The sequence below is a fragment of the Candidatus Paraluminiphilus aquimaris genome (assembly GCF_026230195.1).
GTDB lineage: Bacteria > Pseudomonadota > Gammaproteobacteria > Pseudomonadales > Halieaceae > Luminiphilus > Luminiphilus aquimaris.
On the sequence record NZ_CP036501.1, the window covers coordinates 276,103 to 292,314 of the forward strand.

Below are 16,212 nucleotides of genomic sequence, written 5' to 3' on the forward strand. Positions count from 1 at the left end.
ATCGTCGGCGCTATAACAGCACCTCTTTTCGAACTTGTTTTTTACAGCAAGAAAAAACTCACGCAGTAAACGCTAGACGCGTTTAGTCCATGCGCGTTGGGTTGCTACTCGCTCAGAAGCCGATGCATAGCATAGGGTGCATCATAATAGTCACGGATGTTTTTCAGGAGATAGCTCGGCTGGCTGAGTCCTGCTAACGTTGCGACCTCTCTTCCAGTCCTTAGAGCGGGCCCATGCTTAACGACATGCCAATGAAGATATCGACTCAACTACCGAATGCTGCTCTGCGCTTTGTTCTCGTTATCTCACTCTTTGCAACCCCGCTTGACGTCATAGCGGCACCTGTCAGCATCATGACCTTTAACGTCGAAAACCTGTTCGACACCACCCATGACGCCGGCAAGAACGATGAAACCTACTTACCCGCGTCCCAGAAAACCGGGAGCGCTCACGTTGAAAAATGTACGAGGATTTCGGTACGTCGCTGGCGAGAACAATGCCTTTACTGGGATTGGAGTGAAGCAGTCGTTGATCGAAAACTTGATGCGGTGGCTAAGGCCATTAAGCAAGTCAACGATGGACACGGGCCTGACATCATTGCACTTCAGGAAGTAGAGAATGTTCGCATCTTGGAGCGTCTCCGCTTGGACTACCTAGAGGGCCTGGGTTACCAACCCGCCGTCCTTCTTGAAGGAAAGGATAAGCGCGGTATCGATGTGGCCTTTTTGTCTAAGTTCCCGGCCACAGACGCAACACTACACCCCATTACCTTTCCCTCAGCGCTTAAAGCGCGGGCAGGTGACACGCGTCCGATTCTAGAGGCAACATTTCAACTTCCCAATGGCGTTTCTCTCACGGGTTTCAGCGTCCATTTTCCAGCCCCCTACCACCCCACTGAAATGCGCGAGGTCGCCTATACCCGACTGAACGCACTTGTTGAATCGCTTCCCAAAGACCGCGCTTTTTTTGCCGCGGGCGATTTCAACACAACGCGCGAGGAGAACAGCAAAAAAAATATGTTAGCGCGCTGGGTGAGGCCTACTTGGCAGGTGGCTCACGACCTCTGCGAGGGGTGTCCGGGCACCAGCTACTACCCACCTAAAGATGATTGGTCTTTTCTTGATATGGTGCTGTGGGGGAAAACCTCGGGATGGACAGTGACAGAGAGTTTTCTTGCCAACAAATCGTCTGAACAAATGACCGCCAAAGGCACGCCGAAACGATTTCAACTCCCCGAAGCATCCGGTGTTTCGGATCATTGGCCCCTTGTCATGGTGGTGGAGACCCCGTAACGAATTCATAGCGCTCGCGACGGCTTTTGAGTCTGAGACGAGAAGCGGCAGGACCCCAAACCAGGCGCGTCCCGCGCTAGCGTGGTCTTTGAGCCAAGCCGGCCAAGACCTCTGCATACATTTCAATGGCACTAAAGAGATTAGCAAGTCTCAGATTCTCGTCGCGCCCGTGTTGATTATTATCGTGGTTTGCTACGGGCAGGATCACGATGGGTGCGTCTAAATTATCCTCAAACAGATAAATAGGGAGTGACCCTCCCATTGTGGGTGTAACGAGTGTCTCTTGGTCTCCCAGTCGATCCAGAATGCCCTTCAACTGTGATACCGCGGGTGTCTCTATGGGTGTTCTAAAAGCGCGATAACCCCCAGGTCGAGCTACCATTTTGACGTGCTTCTCTCTGGCAGTTCCGAGCGCCGGCTCTTTTGCCGATACGGTCATCCCCATGCGCTCAAAGTGCGCTTTCAACGACGCTAAAACCGCCTCAGGTTTTTGTCCTGGTACGAGCCTGAGATTAAGTGACGCGTCGGCTGAGGGCTCGATGATATTCCTAGCCTCGGCGCCCACACCCCCGCCTGATAAACCCCGTACAACAATAGCCGGGCGCATAATGGCATTCTCAAGCCGCTCGCCTGCGAATTCACTTTCACTGAGTCCCAAGTCCCGCTTGATCAACGCATCGACCCGGGGCATCGCTGACACTGCTGCGACCTCTTGCGCTGAAATGGGTCGTACATCGTCAGTGTATCCCTTCACGGTTATCCGCCCGGATTGATCCTTAAGCGACACCAACAACCGCATCAACGTCTCGCTAGGATTAGCCGCCCAATTGCCATAATGACCCGAATGGAGGGGCCGGTTAGGGCCGTAAGTTGTGAGATCGACTGTCATGCTGCCACGCACCCCAAGCACTAGCTGACGCCGACCTGACTGATGCATGGGACCATCACAAAACAGCAAGAGATCAGCTTCCACGTCGCTGGCAACCTCGGCAAGCACTCCTGCGAGTGTTGGACTGCCTCGCTCTTCCTCTCCGTCAAGAAACAACTTGATTGTGATATCGGGCATGTCGCCTGATGCAACCAACGCATCGATCGCTGCCATAAGCGCAATCACGGGCGCTTTATCATCGCCAGCGGAACGAGCAACAACTCGCCATTGGGGATCGAATACATCCTGCTCCCAAGGCAACATGTATGCACCGGCCGCAAGCGGATTGTCGCTCCACAAAGTCGGCTCAAAGGGCGGTGAGGACCATTGACTGGGAATCACCGGTTGCCCGTCAAAATGGGCATAAATCAGAACGCTTGGCGCACCCTCAGCCCCTAAGCGCTCCGCAATAACGTACGGCGCACCACCCGCTGAAATGACTTTCGATGAGAAGCCGCGCTTTGCTATGTATCGCTGAATAAACTCAGCATTTACCTGCATGTCGGCATAATTGGCAGCGACGTTAGGAAGACTCAGAAAAGCGCGAAAGTCAGACACAATACGCGCGGTCTCAGCTTGGTGATAAGCCCTGGCAATCTGCGCCGCGTCTTGTGAAAACGAGGCGTGGGACATCACCAGCACCAAGCAACCGATCAACCTTAAAACCACACCTCGACTCGTCATTTATCTTATCTACCCTTTGTTTTACGCAATTCGAGAAACACCGAGATCGCAAACCGAATCTGCCTCGGCGACACATGAATTTTGATACCCAATGCCTCCCAATTTCGCCCGAGGATCGTTTGCTTCTCAGGGCACGTTAATCGGTTACTGCAACAACCGATTAACTTGCTTGGATCTCGCTACTTTACCTTCGTCAAAGTAACTGTCGTGGTTTTCCTCGATACTCTCAAGATCATAAAGGTAGTTCACCATGATGCCGGCTGACTGAGCGAGCCCACGTTCACTCAAATCGGCGGCCCAGTTGATGCCCTGCAAGCTCGCGCCGTTCCCCAAATGAAAGCGCGCCACGGGATCTAAGGCGAGGTGGTTTTTACGCGCATTAATAAGATAGTGAGCACACAAACCTACCGCTGACTCCCAACGACGGTCCCGCGTGTCACGACCTTCTGACGCCGCAAGTTCTCGCAGCCCCTCAACTTCGGCCTCCCCTCTCTCCGCTGCCAGCCACTTTGCAAAGCCCGGCACAGGTGACAGGGTGATGAAGCGTTTCATAAGCGGGTAGCGCTTACCCACCTCTTTCACAACCTGCTTGATTAAGAAGTTACCAAATGACACCCCAGCCAGACCTGGATGGCAGTTACTGATCGAATAAAAAACCACCGTATCAAGCTCACTGGCATCACTGGGTTCCTTGGTTTTTTCAATAATTGGACCGATAGCCGCAGGTGTTCCTGCCGTAATTGCGACTTCCACAAATACCAGCGGATCGTCGGGCATCGTCGGGTGAAAAAACGCAAAGCACATGCGGTTATCGCTCAATCTTGACCTAAGGTCGTCCCAGCCCGTTATCGCATGAACCGACTCGTAGCGAATTATGCGCTCCAGCACGGCAGCCGGAGACTGCCAATCGATGACACTTAATTGTAGAAAGCCACGATTAAACCAAGAAATGAAGAGCTGTTTGAGATCTGCCTCTACCACCTGCAGATCAGGGTGCGTCTTCCTTAGGCGAAGCAATTCGCCACGCATCTTGACTAAGGTCGGTGTCGCGTTGGGCGCCATATTCATCCGACGAAACAATTTTACTCTGGGCGCTTCTATCGCCTTTGAAAGCCTCATCAAGTGTTCGCCGGTAGCACTCTCCTGATATTGCTGAGCAGCTGCGACCACCTCGTCTGAGTCCACACTAAATTGCTGTGACAAGGCTTCAAAAAAAAGAATCCTGTTTTGTTCATCCAATTCGCGATAATCATCAACCACCTCACAAGCCAAGGCCAAACCGGAGGCCTCGCCACGGTGGTGTAGAAGCTGCCTACACTTGTCGACTAACCCGCTCGATGGGGATTGTGCGGTATCTCTTCGACGACGAGCGAGAATATCTCTTCCAACGTTAATAACGGAGTGAAGCAACCCTGTAATACCCAGCGTATCTGGCTGTGGTTCGACAGTATTTTTGACTTCCATAGTACTGACCCCGGCTCATCGCTCCTCGTGTCGACCCCCTTAATATAGCGAAGCTAATGCGTTATCTCACGCTCGAATTGCGCGTTCATTGGTGAATTAATTAAACGAGAGAAATCCTTATAGTCGCGTTGAGAAGTCGCTTAATCTCAAAGCTAGACACACAAAAATTTGCTTTGATATTGTCAGCGAATGATGACGCTTAATTTAATGACTCATAGGCCGGTGACTGGTTTGCTACGCTCGAAACACAGCGCAGCCGCACGAGCTATTTATCCTCTTATGACAGCGGTTTTTATCACTGTTTTTTGTCACGCCGGTGCAGTCGCCTCTGACCTAACCTTACCGGTTGTGGATGCGCTCGGCGTTGGACCAACATGGGATGGTGGCGTTGCGGCATTCGATCAAGAAATAGACTTTGCCAGTTGTATCGAAGATGCCGGTATGGGTTGCCCAAACGTGAGCTGGTCCGTAGTCGAAAGTGACGACAGCCCGTTCCTTCGTTTTGAATATCCGGGTACGGGTCAGCTGGCAGGTGTATATTTTAAAGCCTCAATTCCCCAAGACTTTCGCGTTTTTCAAGGTGGAACCCTTGAAATCGAGGCACGAGCCTCGGAACCCGATACAGGTCTCACCATAAAGGTTGATTGTGAATGGCCCTGCTCCTCAGGGGAAATTCGCTTACCGGAACCACTGAGCGATGACTGGACAACCATCAGCATCAGTGTTGATGATCTGACGCTTGGTGGTCTTGATCTTCAGGCGGTTGATACAGGCCTTGTATTTTGGCCAAGCGATCTCGGCTTAGTGTCCATAGATATTAAGCGCATCGTATGGCGCATGACGCCTGCATCAGCAGCACTGCAGCGAGGCACAGGTGGCCCGCTTCTGCTGGTAAATAACCTTAGTGGCGAGGAAAACACCTCTCCCATCGAATATGCGGATATGCAGCTCTTGTGGGCAGATGAGTTCGATAGTAACGAGGTAAACCTTCGAGACTGGAACTTCGATATTGGCGATAACGGCTGGGGAAATGACGAGTGGCAGTACTACCAACCCCAAAATGCCACACTGCAAAACGGTCATCTCGTCATCACCGCACGCGAGCAACGTGTTGGTGCGTCTACCTACACTTCTACGCGAATGAAAACCGAGGGGGAGGTTGAGTTTACCTATGCTCGGGTTGATATCCGTGCTGCCCTTCCAGAAGGTCAAGGTATCTGGCCCGCTCTTTGGGCGCTCGGCGCGAACTTTCGACAGGTCGGCTGGCCGAAAACAGGCGAGCTCGACATCATGGAAATGATTGGGGGCAAAGGCCGCGAGAACACCGTTCACGGAACGATGCATTGGAATCGTGGTGGCCTCTCAGCACCCTACTCACATACGTATCAAGGCGGCGCCTATCGATTAGATTCCGGTCAGTTCTCCGATGGGTTTCATGTATTCAGTATGATCCGCACGGCTGAGGGAGTTACTTGGTTAGTCGATGATCAGCCCTTTTACACCTATCGATTTTCGGACGCGCCCGACTACGAAGCGTTCCAAAAACCCTTTTTCCTGATCTTTAACATAGCAGTCGGTGGTCGCTGGCCGGGCTACCCCGATGACAGCACGCGCTTTCCACAGCGACTTGTTGTCGACTACGTAAGAATATTTGGCGCAAAAGCCAGTGATGAGGACTCCGACGGTGACGGCGTTGAGGATCCCCTTGATGATCTGCCTCTCGATCCTAATGACACAGTCGACACAGACCGCGACGGGGTGGGGAATGCAGAGGACGACGACGATGACGGTGACGGCTACGCGGATTTAGTGGATGCATATCCACTCGATGCAACCAAATGGTTAGTCAATCAAATTAGCGAAGAGACCGACGATGCCTCCCGGTCTCGCTTTTTAATAACGCTGGCAGCGGTGCTGTTTAGTAAGCGCAATACCCAAGCGACCCCCTGATCATCTAGTCAATGATCACTGACTCAATAATAAGCGAAAGGCCACTCAGCATTCTCGCAATGCCCCTACCCGCCTTATGCCCCTTGAGTCAGCACTTTGGCCACTGTCGCACCGCAGACCTAATGCGGATGGGGGATAACGGATAGGCGGGGGCCGTGTATAGTTTTAGCCGTGTCTCCGATTTTGTTCCGATCATGCCGTCGACCGTGAGTCTTTTTAATCATTATGTTGGTCGATTGTTGACCGCCGTACTCCCACTGGTACTTGCTACTACCAGCTGGTCGGCTACAGGGAATTCGAACAGCGTACGCCAGACCTACCTACCCGATGACTTTGTGCGCTTCGCGCCGCGGTCAGCACTGGATATGGTTAGGCAAATTCCTGGGTTCAGCGTAAACGATGGAGACGGTGAGCGTGGCTTTGGCCAGGCTGACACGAACGTCCTGATCAACAACCGACGCGTCTCCGGGAAATCCAATGGCCCTCGACAAGCGCTTGAACGTCTCTCAGTAGAGAGTGTGATTCGGTTAGAAATTCTCGACGGTGCCAGCCTAGATATTGGTGGCCTGTCAGGCCAAGTGCTCAATGTGGTCACGTCATCTCAAAAACAGATTTCGGGGCGATACAGCTACTCTCCGAGGGTTCGCCCGACAGGCGAGAGCTCAGAAGAGCGCTGGCGAGAATTTAGCGTTTCGTTGACGGGTAGTAGCGAAGGCGCTGATTGGACGCTTGGGATCGCCAATGAGCAACGCTCATTTGGTGACTACGGCCCTGAGGTCATCGCGGATGGTACAGGACGTATCGTTGAATATCGTGAAGAAACAGGACGACGCCAGTTCGATCGCCCCAATATTTCCGGGTCTTACTCGCGACAAAGCGCATCGGGTAACACCTTTAATATTGTGGGAGAGCTCAATGGCTTTTACTCAGACGAACAAGAAGTATCAGACCGGGGTTCGGGCACGCCCGCCGCAAATACACGCCAACTTAAACGCTCAGAGGACGAATACAACTATGAGTTAGGGACTGATTATGAAATCGCTCTCGGTTCAGGTCAGTTAAAACTCATCGCATTACACCGTTTCGAACACAGCCCCACCCTGGATCGTGTCGATACCCTCTTCGCGGATGGGCGGTCTGAAGGTTCGGTTTTCGATCGCATAGCTGACGAGGCCGAATCCATTTTGCGAGCAGAGTACGCCTTTAGCGGGCTCGATAGTCAGTGGCGCTGGGCGCTCGAAGGCACCGAAAATTACCTCGATATCGACGCAGGCCTCACAGAGCTAAATAGCGCAGGTCAATTTGTGCCGGTGCCGCTCGACGGTGCGAACTCGCGGGTTGAGGAAACCCGAGCCGAAACAACACTGAATGTATCCCATCAACTTAGTAACAACATGACAGCGCAAGCTACTCTCGGCGTCGAGTACTCAGAAATTCGTCAAACAGGAAACACGAAAGTAGTGCGTGATTTCGTTCGCCCGAAGGGATTTATCTCACTGAACTACAAGCCGAGCGAAACACTTTTTCTATCCGCAAAGCTCGAACGCTATGTTGGGCAGCTTCGATTTTTTGACTTCATAGCCTCAGTCGATGTCAATCAAGAGCGAGAGGATGTCACCAATATAAATCTTGTGCCGCCCCAGGGATGGCTCCTTGAGGTGGAGGCACAGAGGTCGCTTGGCGCGCTTGGTAATACGACCTTCAATCTGTTCTTTGAGGACATTGAAGACATTGTTGATCGCATCCCAATTGAAGGCGGTGGGCAGGCACCAGGTAACATAAATACAGCAAAACGCTACGGCGGGTCTTTTGAAGCCACTTTTTTGTCGGATGACTTTCTTTGGAAAGGAGGTAGAGCAGACCTTTCATTTGATTACTCAAAATCACGTGTGCGCGATCCCATCTTGGGTACATCACGAGCAATTGGTAACGACTTCCGCAAATCCTACCGACTAGACCTGCGCCAAGATTTTGAAGATTCGTCATGGGCGATCGGTGGCGCAATCGATTACAGCGAGGTTTACCCGTCAGTCAGAATTGATGAGATAAGCTTCTACAATCAGAGCCCAGAAATTCTTAATCTCTATTTGGAAAATAAAGACGTTGGCGGCCTGACGATTAGGGCGAACATTTGGAACCTTTTGGGTGCCAAAAACAGACTAGAGCGAACAATCTACAGTGACCGTCTGTCAGGTGATGTCGCATTTTCGGAAAAACGAAGCCGAAGCTTCGGCTACTCGTACACCTTAACAATAGAGGGTACATTTTAAGCCTCGCGTTTGATTTCCTGTTCTGAGAACCGCCGACAGATACCTAAGGTGCAGTAAATTCAGAATAGGCAATTGAGTCCGCAAACAAAAAAAGGCAAAACAGGAACTGCAAAATGAGCGAAGTAAAGTCCCTCCGACCCGCAAGCACCGTTGTTCTCTTACGTGATACTGAGGGTGGTCTAGAGACACTCATGCTCAAGCGCAATAAAGCATTGATGTTCGCCGGAGGGCTATGGGTTTTCCCGGGGGGCGCCATCGATCAAGCCGATATAGACGCCGGTCAAGGTGATCCTGACGCCGCAGCGCGCATTGCCGCAGCGCGCGAAGCTCAGGAGGAGTGCGGTCTCACACCCGACCTAAACAACATGATTCAGCTCAGCCAATGGACCACACCGACGGCCGAGCCAAAGCGATTTCAGACATGGATTTTTGCAGCACCTATAGCGCATGACCACGCCGTTACGATTGATGGCGGCGAAATCCATGACCATGAATGGATGCGAGTTGCAGATGTTGTCAAGGCGCACAAGTCCGGTGAAATGGGCATGATGCCCCCGACATACATCACGTTATGCAGCTTACTGGGCTACCAAAATACAGCGGAGATGATCGAGGGAGAGAGGCCAGTCGCACCCCCCGAGGTGCTTCCAATTTTCGCCAAAGAGGGTGATAGCGTCCTGGTCATGTTTAAAGGTGACGCAGGCTACGAAAACGGCGAGAGTACAACCCCTGGCGCGCGACACCGCGCCGTTATGCATGATGGCAGTTGGGAGTACCTGTACGAAGGTGTTTCTGAGGCGCAACCCAGCTTCGTCCAGCGGTAGTTGTTTGCTGACTTCACATCTCGTCTGTTAGCGAACTCAAAGGACAGATTACCGCAGCGTTTTAAGCTATTTTTTCTTACCTGACCGCAAGACGCTTTACTCATTACAGTAGCCCGCTATTATAAGCAGCATTAAGTAATAGCGAGCACATCACGATGCTACGAAAACGAACGCGTCTCACCCCAGATGCGAGAGCAGATCAACTGCTTGATTGTGCAGCGACTCTGATATGTCGTAACGGACTCGCCACCTTTACGATAGAGAGTCTTGCTAAGGAGGCATCTGTCTCAGTGCCTTTGGTTTACAACTATTTCTCGAGTCGAGTGATATTGCTACAGGCTCTTTTGAAGCGAGAGTATGCACGCTTTGGTGAAAAAACAGAGAAAGCCGTATCAAACGCCAAAACCTTCCGAGATATTGTTCACGTCGCGGTAACTAGCAACTTTGAGCACAATGCGCCGGGTACAGTGCTCCCAATGCTTATCACTCAGCCTGAAATTGCCTGCGTAATTCAAAGCGAGCTTAAGAAAAACGGGCGGAATGCCGCCAGCTTTTTAATTGAGCGTACCGCGAGTCATTATCAGCTCGACGTAAACCGCGCACGGTTGATTGTTGAGCTCTCTAAGGGCGCCGCTTGGGCAGCCGCCGAGTGGACGGGAAAACGAAATAACAACCAAGAAGAAACCATAGACCAGACTGTCGATTACATCATCGCAGGGATCGAACAACTCACTCGGGCATAGATAAGGCATAACGAAATGACAATTAATCGGCAGTGGCGATTAGCAAAACGTCCAGTAGGAATGGTGGGACCGAATAATTTTGAATTTATCGAGACTACGGTCCCAAAAGTTCAGGCACAGCAGATCCTGATAAAAAATCTCTATTTCTCCTTCGACCCCACCCAACGAGGCTGGATGGTTGATCAACCGAGTTATTTGCCCCCAGTCGCGCTTGGTGAGGTCATGCGAGCCGGTACCGTTGGCCAGGTAGTGCTATCTAACCATGACGATTTCTCAGAAGGAGATCTCGTCCAGACCATGGGCGGTTGGCAGGATTATGCCGTCATTACCCCAGGTGAAGGCGTCATGGGCGTTACGAAGGTTCCCGAGGGCGTCACACCGGAAATGATGCTTTCTGTCATCGGTTTAACCGGCATTACCGCGTACTTCGGCCTACTCGAATTAGGTCAGCCAAAGGCGGGCGAAACGGTGTTGGTCTCAGGTGCTGCCGGTGCCACGGGCTCTGTTGCCAGTCAGATTGCCAAGATCAAAGGGTGCCGTGTTGTCGGCATCGCGGGTGGCCCGGAGAAATGCGAGTGGCTGACCGAAGTGGCCGGGCTGGACGCCGCTATCGATTACAAGCAGGGTAACTTGGATGAGCAAATTGCCGAAGCCTGCCCTGATAAGTGGGATGTCTTTTTTGACAACGTCGGCGGCGACACGCTCGAAGCTGCCCTCAATCACCTGAATCTCTATTCCCGCGTCGTTATGTGCGGTGGTATCTCTGGCTACAACGCAGAAGAACCGATCCCCGGGCCTTCGAACCTCATGAATCTCGTGACAAACCGAGCCCGCATGGAAGGGTTCATTATCCTCGATTACATGCCCAGGGCAATGGAAGCCATTCAGGACCTCATGGGTTGGGTGATGTCTGGCGATCTGAAATTTCAGGTGGATGTACAAGAGGGATTTGAAAATATCCCGGACACACTTCGCCGTCTCTATACGGGTGAAAACCACGGAAAGCAGTTGCTCAAACTAGCGGATCCGTCCTAACGAAAAGGAGCAGAGTTGTTGCATGGCTCTCCAGAGCACCCCAAATGATTCGCTCCAGACAACGTATGAGACATTCTCAATCTTACAAATGAAGCATCGTGACTCCAGTCACAGTCGATGAGTACCAAGGTCTAGTCATCATTGCATTCGTTGAATAGATTCGCGACAAGACCACTGCTTAAACAAAAGAAGAGAACAAGACAGTATGGATAACAACAACGCCGGCTTATTAGAAACCAATGACGTCATTGACCGCGTTTTTACGCATATCGACAACGGTACGACCGATCTTGGAACCATACAGTGGCATGAGCCAGTAGCGCACTACACAAGCGATGACCGCTACGAGCAAGAGGTCGCACTGCTGCGGCAGCGGCCGGTCGTATTTTGCCCATCAGCGGCTATTCCAGATGCTGGGAGTTTTATCTCACGGACCGCAGCAGGCACACCCCTACTTGTCGTTAGAGACAACGACTTAAAGGTTCGCGCTTTTATCAATGCCTGTCGTCACCGAGGCATGAAAGTAGCGTCGGGCCAAGGATGTAAACGTACCTTTTCCTGCCCCTATCACGGGTGGACCTACAACCTCGATGGATCGCTTCGCGGCGTACCCGGCGAGGAAGCCTTCCCCGATCTGGAAAAGGAAACAGCGGGATTAAAGGAACTCTTCGCGATTGAACTGGGCGGGTTGGTTTATGTGCAACAGGAGGGAACCCCGAAGCTCGAAACGCTCGATACCGCGCTGAATTTTTTCGAACCCTCCCAGCCACTCATTCATCAGAGCGACACCCTTGATGAGGCCAACTGGAAGCTCCTAACGGAAACGCTACTCGAGGGTTATCACATCAAGTCGCTGCACCGCGAAAGCTTCTATCCCTTCGGGCTGGACAACGTGAATGTGGTCGAATCATTCGGTCAAAATTCACGCGTCGTATACCCGTTTAAGCGCATCGAGAAGCTGCGCGCTGTATCTCGTGATGACCGTGAGATCGAAGGGTTTGCAACCCTCGTCTACCACCTATTTCCAAACGTCAGCGTCTCGGTGCTGTCGAAGCATACGAGTGTCACCATCATTGAACCGTTGTCACCGTCTCGCACACAGATGTTCTCCTACTACATTAAACACGGCGCTAAAAGTGGTGTTGAAGTCAGTCATGAGGAGGCGATGCGGGATGTCGAATTTGTGAACCAATCAGGTCAAGAGGAAGATCGTGCGGCCGCAAGGGATATTCAAGAAACCGTCTCTACCTCAGCTAATTCACACTTAACGTTTGGCTATTTTGAGAAGGCAATCGTCAGCTTCCACCAACAACTTCATCGAGAGTTGGGAGAGGTATAGACGACGTTACTCCATGTTGCACTCACTTACCGCAGCATTAATATTGTCCGCTTTGAAGCAAAATAAATTGGGGGGAAAGCACCGTGCAAGACATTTCCAAATCGATTGAGGCCTGTGCGGCACACTATGGCGAGCAGGCGGAGGCTATGCGTGACTACCTCGTAGCGGGAGAGCGCGCGGCTCTCGCTTTGGATAACCGTGGGCCCATTGAATTTGATGACTCCGGCAGACTGGCACAGCACATACTAGACGCCTACTCCAACTATGGGTTTTATGTCTTTACCAACGTCCTCAGCGAAGAGGAGTGTGATGATATTGAGGCCGATATGGTATCGCTCAAAGCATCATTCCCTGTCTCACCCGACAGCAGCTTCGATGCCAATGGCAACCCCGCGCTCGGTTCCGGCTCGCAGACCCCTCATCTCGTTTGGTCAAAGCCGCTGGGTGACCCACTCGGTGGTACACAGCTGGCAAACGGTCGGCATCAAGTCAAAATGTTCGAGCCCGAGGCGACGGTGGAAACACCGGCGGCGTCACCCTTCATCCTGCTCGGTTCACTGCGGTTCTCAGACGCCTGCTTGCGGACCTATGCTCAGCCAGAACTTCTTCGGGTTGCGGAAGCGATAAACGGTGCAGACTTTACCCCTTTTAACGAAGCCTTGTTCATAAAAGAGCCCGGCATTGGTGCTGCCGTTTCGTGGCATCAAGACGGCGTAACGCACTGGGAAAGCCCCGACTTTGACGAAAATATTCATGGCTTTAACTTTATGGCACAGCTTTATGGGAGCACCGCGGTAAATGGCGTATGGGTTCTACCGGGCAGCCACAAGCTTGGCAAAATTGACATCAGTGAGTTGGTGGGCGCAGCGGGAAGTGAGCGCATCGACGGCGCTGTCCCACTCGTATGTGATCGCGGGGACGTTGTCATTTGCAACCGCCAAGCACTGCACGGCTCTTTCCCAAACAGTGGTTTCGAGCCTCGGCTGACCGTCAACTTCGGTTTTCACAAACGATCATCTGTACTGGGTGTAAAAGGTGGCGGCATACATAGCGATGCACAAGTGTTCGACGAAGCCACGATTGCGCGACGTTCCAAGGTGCTTGGTTACGCTATTGCCGCCCGAAAAGAGCGCTACCCGAGTGAGGAGCCATACCGCTACGAGCCCTTTGAGGCGGCGGGACTATCGTTCGACTGGGACGATGCAGCGCGCCAAGACATGCACGACTACAACCGTGACGACATAAGTATCTAAACACCTATTTCGCGGAATCTTTACGAGGTGGCGCTATGTCACCTCGGAAGTCTTAACATAGCGCCTTGTTCTTACGCTCACAGCTCTATTAACCGCGATACCCCATCGCGTGTTTTCCTGCACTTAAAAGGTGTGAACCGCCCTCGCTCAACGCCTCTCTTACACCCACAGATTGGCGTTTAAAAAAATAATACGCTCCTCAAATAGTGACGTAGAGAGCCACAAAGGTCAGACTAGCGCCCGTCGGACTCAAGGTTCTCCCGTCACCTGACCGACTCGTGCATTTATACCCAGGGTTAATCATTCGCCATGCCGTTAAAACACAGTCACTTTCTACCGATCGCCCTTGCTCTGGCCGGCGTCTTTCTTTTTTCGGTTATGGATGCGGTCATGAAGGCGCAGGCACTTGCAATGGGAACCTTTAGCGCGATGTTTTGGCGAAACGCCATGGGGGCCCTTTTTGCCGCAACACTGTATCTGCCCTTCCGACCCAAGAAGCCCAGTGAGGCGGCCTTTAAATTACATGTGGGTCGGTCGGCCTTGACCGCCGTTATGATGTACTTATTCTTTTTTGGCCTGACTCGGATACCGCTAGCGCAGGCGATTGGACTCACCTTTATTGCACCCATTATTGCGCTATTTTTGGCCGCACCCTTCTTGGGTGAGCGCATTGGACCCAACGTGAAACTTGCAGCTCTTTTGGGCTTTGGAGGCGTAATGGTTGTGGTTGGCGGCGATCTCCTGAGCATCAATGCGAACACCGATCTACTTGGTGTGTCCGCCATTGTGGCCTTTTCCGTTATGTACGCGATCAACCTTATTCTGCAGCGTAAGTTGGCGCTCATCGCAAAGCCCAAAGAAATTACCTTTTATCAAAATACCTTCGTCCTCTTGCTCATGATCCCGTTTGCGCCACTGCTGCTTTTGATGCCCGCCAATGAGCTGCAGTGGGGCGGTGCCATACTCGCCGGTCTTGTTGCCATTGGCTCGCTCATCCTAATGTCGATTGCCTATCGTCGTGCCGAGGCACAGCAATTAATCACCACTGAATACACCGCTTTCATCTGGGCCGCTCTGTTCGGCTGGTGGATTTTTGGCGAAACGGTGAGTCCTCAAACCTTGGTAGGAACGGGTCTAATCATGCTCGGTTGCATCGTAAGCGCGCGAAAAGCAACGCCGAGATTCGGTCACACACCGACAGAAGAGCCATCACCCTAACCAGCGTGAGTGACGCACGAGGAACTTACCGATCAATTTTTTCTATAGTATGTGCGATCCCAATGCGGGGTAGCGCTCGTATAGGGACCACACCTTAGCCACCTTAATCAACAAACGCGGTTCCCAAGGGGCGCACGGATAGCTATGAAAACTCAGGTAACAACGGTTTGCGATCTCGAAAAAGAACTCCCACCGGATGCACCCGATGCGCCAAAGTGGTTGGTCAAAGCGCTGCAAGTGCCTCGCGAAGAGGGCTTCATCGAATCACAGGGCTGCGACGTGCACTACTTCCGATGGGGCAACCCAGAGAACCCCCCTTTGATATTGATGCACGGTTTCCTAGCGCATGCCCGATGCATGGCGTTCATCGCCCCGTTTCTGGCAGAGAACTACCACGTTGTTGCTTATGATTTAACGGGTATGGGCGATTCCGGCGTTCGCGACGCGTACCCCGACAGTGTCCGCGCACAAGAGGTGGTCGACGTTGCGCAGAAGACAGGGCTGTTTGAGCACGCCCAAAAGCCTATTGTTATTGCGCATTCCTATGGCGGCCATGTCGGCCTTACTGCGATGAATGAGCACCACTCTCTGTTTGGTGGCTTAATCATCTGCGACTTAATGGTACTGCGTCTCGAGCGGCTTAAAGCCCACTTCGCTGGTGGCCGACCTCTGCGCTCAGATCCAAACCGACCCAATCGGGTGTACCCTGACTACGCCGCCGCCAAGGCACGCTTTGTGCTCTCGCCCAACCAACCCTGTGGCGAGCCCTATCTTTTCGATTACATGGCCTTTCACTCCCTTAAAGAAGTTGAGGGTGGCTGGACATGGAAATTTGATACGAGCGTCTTCGACAGCGACTTTTCGGTCCGAGACCGCATACTGCATCAAGCAGAAGCTGTGGTCGCGGCACCGGGACGCAAGGCTTATATCTACGGCCAAGAGAGCCTGCTGTTTGATGATGACTCCGCCGACTACGTTCGCGAGATGGGTGGCACGGACATGCCATTTATTGGTGTTCCCGGTGCACGACATCACCTCATGCTCGATGAGCCCATCGCCTTCGTTAGCACACTGCGCTCCGTCCTCGCCCTCTGGTCTGCGAGTGAAGAATCCGAAGCCTCTAGATAAGTGTGTGCACCTGATTGAAGTGACACCCGCGTGAAATCTAAGGCTTCGCTTTCTAGGTGTATGTGGCCTGCCCATACCCCATGA

The 16,212-nt window shown here is 52.4% G+C and carries 12 protein-coding genes; 10 read left to right on the plus strand and 2 right to left on the minus strand.

What is annotated here, in order from left to right; translation table 11 throughout:
* Positions 1–251: 251 nt before the first annotated feature.
* Entirely contained in the window at positions 252–1,292 is a 1,041-nt protein-coding gene (locus E0F26_RS01265; RefSeq protein WP_279242232.1) for an endonuclease/exonuclease/phosphatase family protein, read from the plus strand.
* Between the two features lie 76 nt (positions 1,293–1,368).
* On the opposite strand, the gene E0F26_RS01270 is transcribed toward E0F26_RS01265, so the two are convergent.
* Positions 1,369–2,904 (minus strand): M20/M25/M40 family metallo-hydrolase, encoded by a 1,536-nt coding sequence (locus E0F26_RS01270; protein ID WP_279242233.1) that lies wholly within the window; start codon positions 2,902–2,904, stop codon positions 1,369–1,371.
* 144 nt (positions 2,905–3,048) lie between these two features.
* The gene (locus E0F26_RS01275; RefSeq protein WP_279242234.1) at positions 3,049–4,368 is read right to left on the minus strand and encodes a malonyl-CoA decarboxylase; all 1,320 of its coding nucleotides are present in this window, start codon (positions 4,366–4,368) and stop codon (positions 3,049–3,051) included.
* 279 nt (positions 4,369–4,647) lie between these two features.
* Here E0F26_RS01275 and E0F26_RS01280 point away from each other — a divergent pair, with 279 nt between their 5' ends.
* The 9 genes from E0F26_RS01280 (at position 4,648) to E0F26_RS01320 (ending at position 16,128) form a co-directional block, all read left to right on the plus strand.
* Positions 4,648–6,318, plus strand: coding sequence for a family 16 glycosylhydrolase (locus E0F26_RS01280; RefSeq protein WP_279242235.1), 1,671 nt, complete (start codon positions 4,648–4,650; stop codon positions 6,316–6,318).
* 155 nt (positions 6,319–6,473) lie between these two features.
* Positions 6,474–8,588, plus strand: coding sequence for a TonB-dependent receptor plug domain-containing protein (locus E0F26_RS01285; RefSeq protein WP_279242236.1), 2,115 nt, complete (start codon positions 6,474–6,476; stop codon positions 8,586–8,588).
* A 113-nt stretch (positions 8,589–8,701) separates the two neighbouring features.
* Positions 8,702–9,412, plus strand: a complete 711-nt coding sequence (locus tag E0F26_RS01290) for an NUDIX hydrolase (RefSeq protein WP_279242237.1) — start codon at positions 8,702–8,704, stop codon at positions 9,410–9,412.
* A 155-nt stretch (positions 9,413–9,567) separates the two neighbouring features.
* Positions 9,568–10,155: a TetR/AcrR family transcriptional regulator gene (locus E0F26_RS01295; protein ID WP_279242238.1), complete on the plus strand. Its 588-nt coding sequence runs from the start codon at positions 9,568–9,570 to the stop codon at positions 10,153–10,155.
* A gap of 15 nt (positions 10,156–10,170) precedes the next feature.
* A complete protein-coding gene (locus E0F26_RS01300; RefSeq protein ID WP_279242239.1) occupies positions 10,171–11,190 on the plus strand; it encodes an NADP-dependent oxidoreductase in 1,020 nt (339 codons plus the stop codon).
* Between the two features lie 205 nt (positions 11,191–11,395).
* On the plus strand, positions 11,396–12,529 hold the full coding sequence (locus tag E0F26_RS01305) for an aromatic ring-hydroxylating oxygenase subunit alpha (RefSeq protein ID WP_279242240.1): 1,134 nt from the start codon (positions 11,396–11,398) through the stop codon (positions 12,527–12,529).
* An 83-nt stretch (positions 12,530–12,612) separates the two neighbouring features.
* On the plus strand, positions 12,613–13,782 hold the full coding sequence (locus E0F26_RS01310; protein ID WP_279242241.1) for a phytanoyl-CoA dioxygenase family protein: 1,170 nt from the start codon (positions 12,613–12,615) through the stop codon (positions 13,780–13,782).
* Between the two features lie 309 nt (positions 13,783–14,091).
* The gene (locus tag E0F26_RS01315; RefSeq protein WP_279242242.1) at positions 14,092–15,000 is read left to right on the plus strand and encodes a DMT family transporter; all 909 of its coding nucleotides are present in this window, start codon (positions 14,092–14,094) and stop codon (positions 14,998–15,000) included.
* Positions 15,001–15,144: 144 nt separating this feature from the next.
* Complete coding sequence (locus E0F26_RS01320) at positions 15,145–16,128, plus strand: alpha/beta fold hydrolase (protein ID WP_279242243.1); 984 nt, start codon at positions 15,145–15,147, stop codon at positions 16,126–16,128.
* Positions 16,129–16,212: the final 84 nt, after the last annotated feature.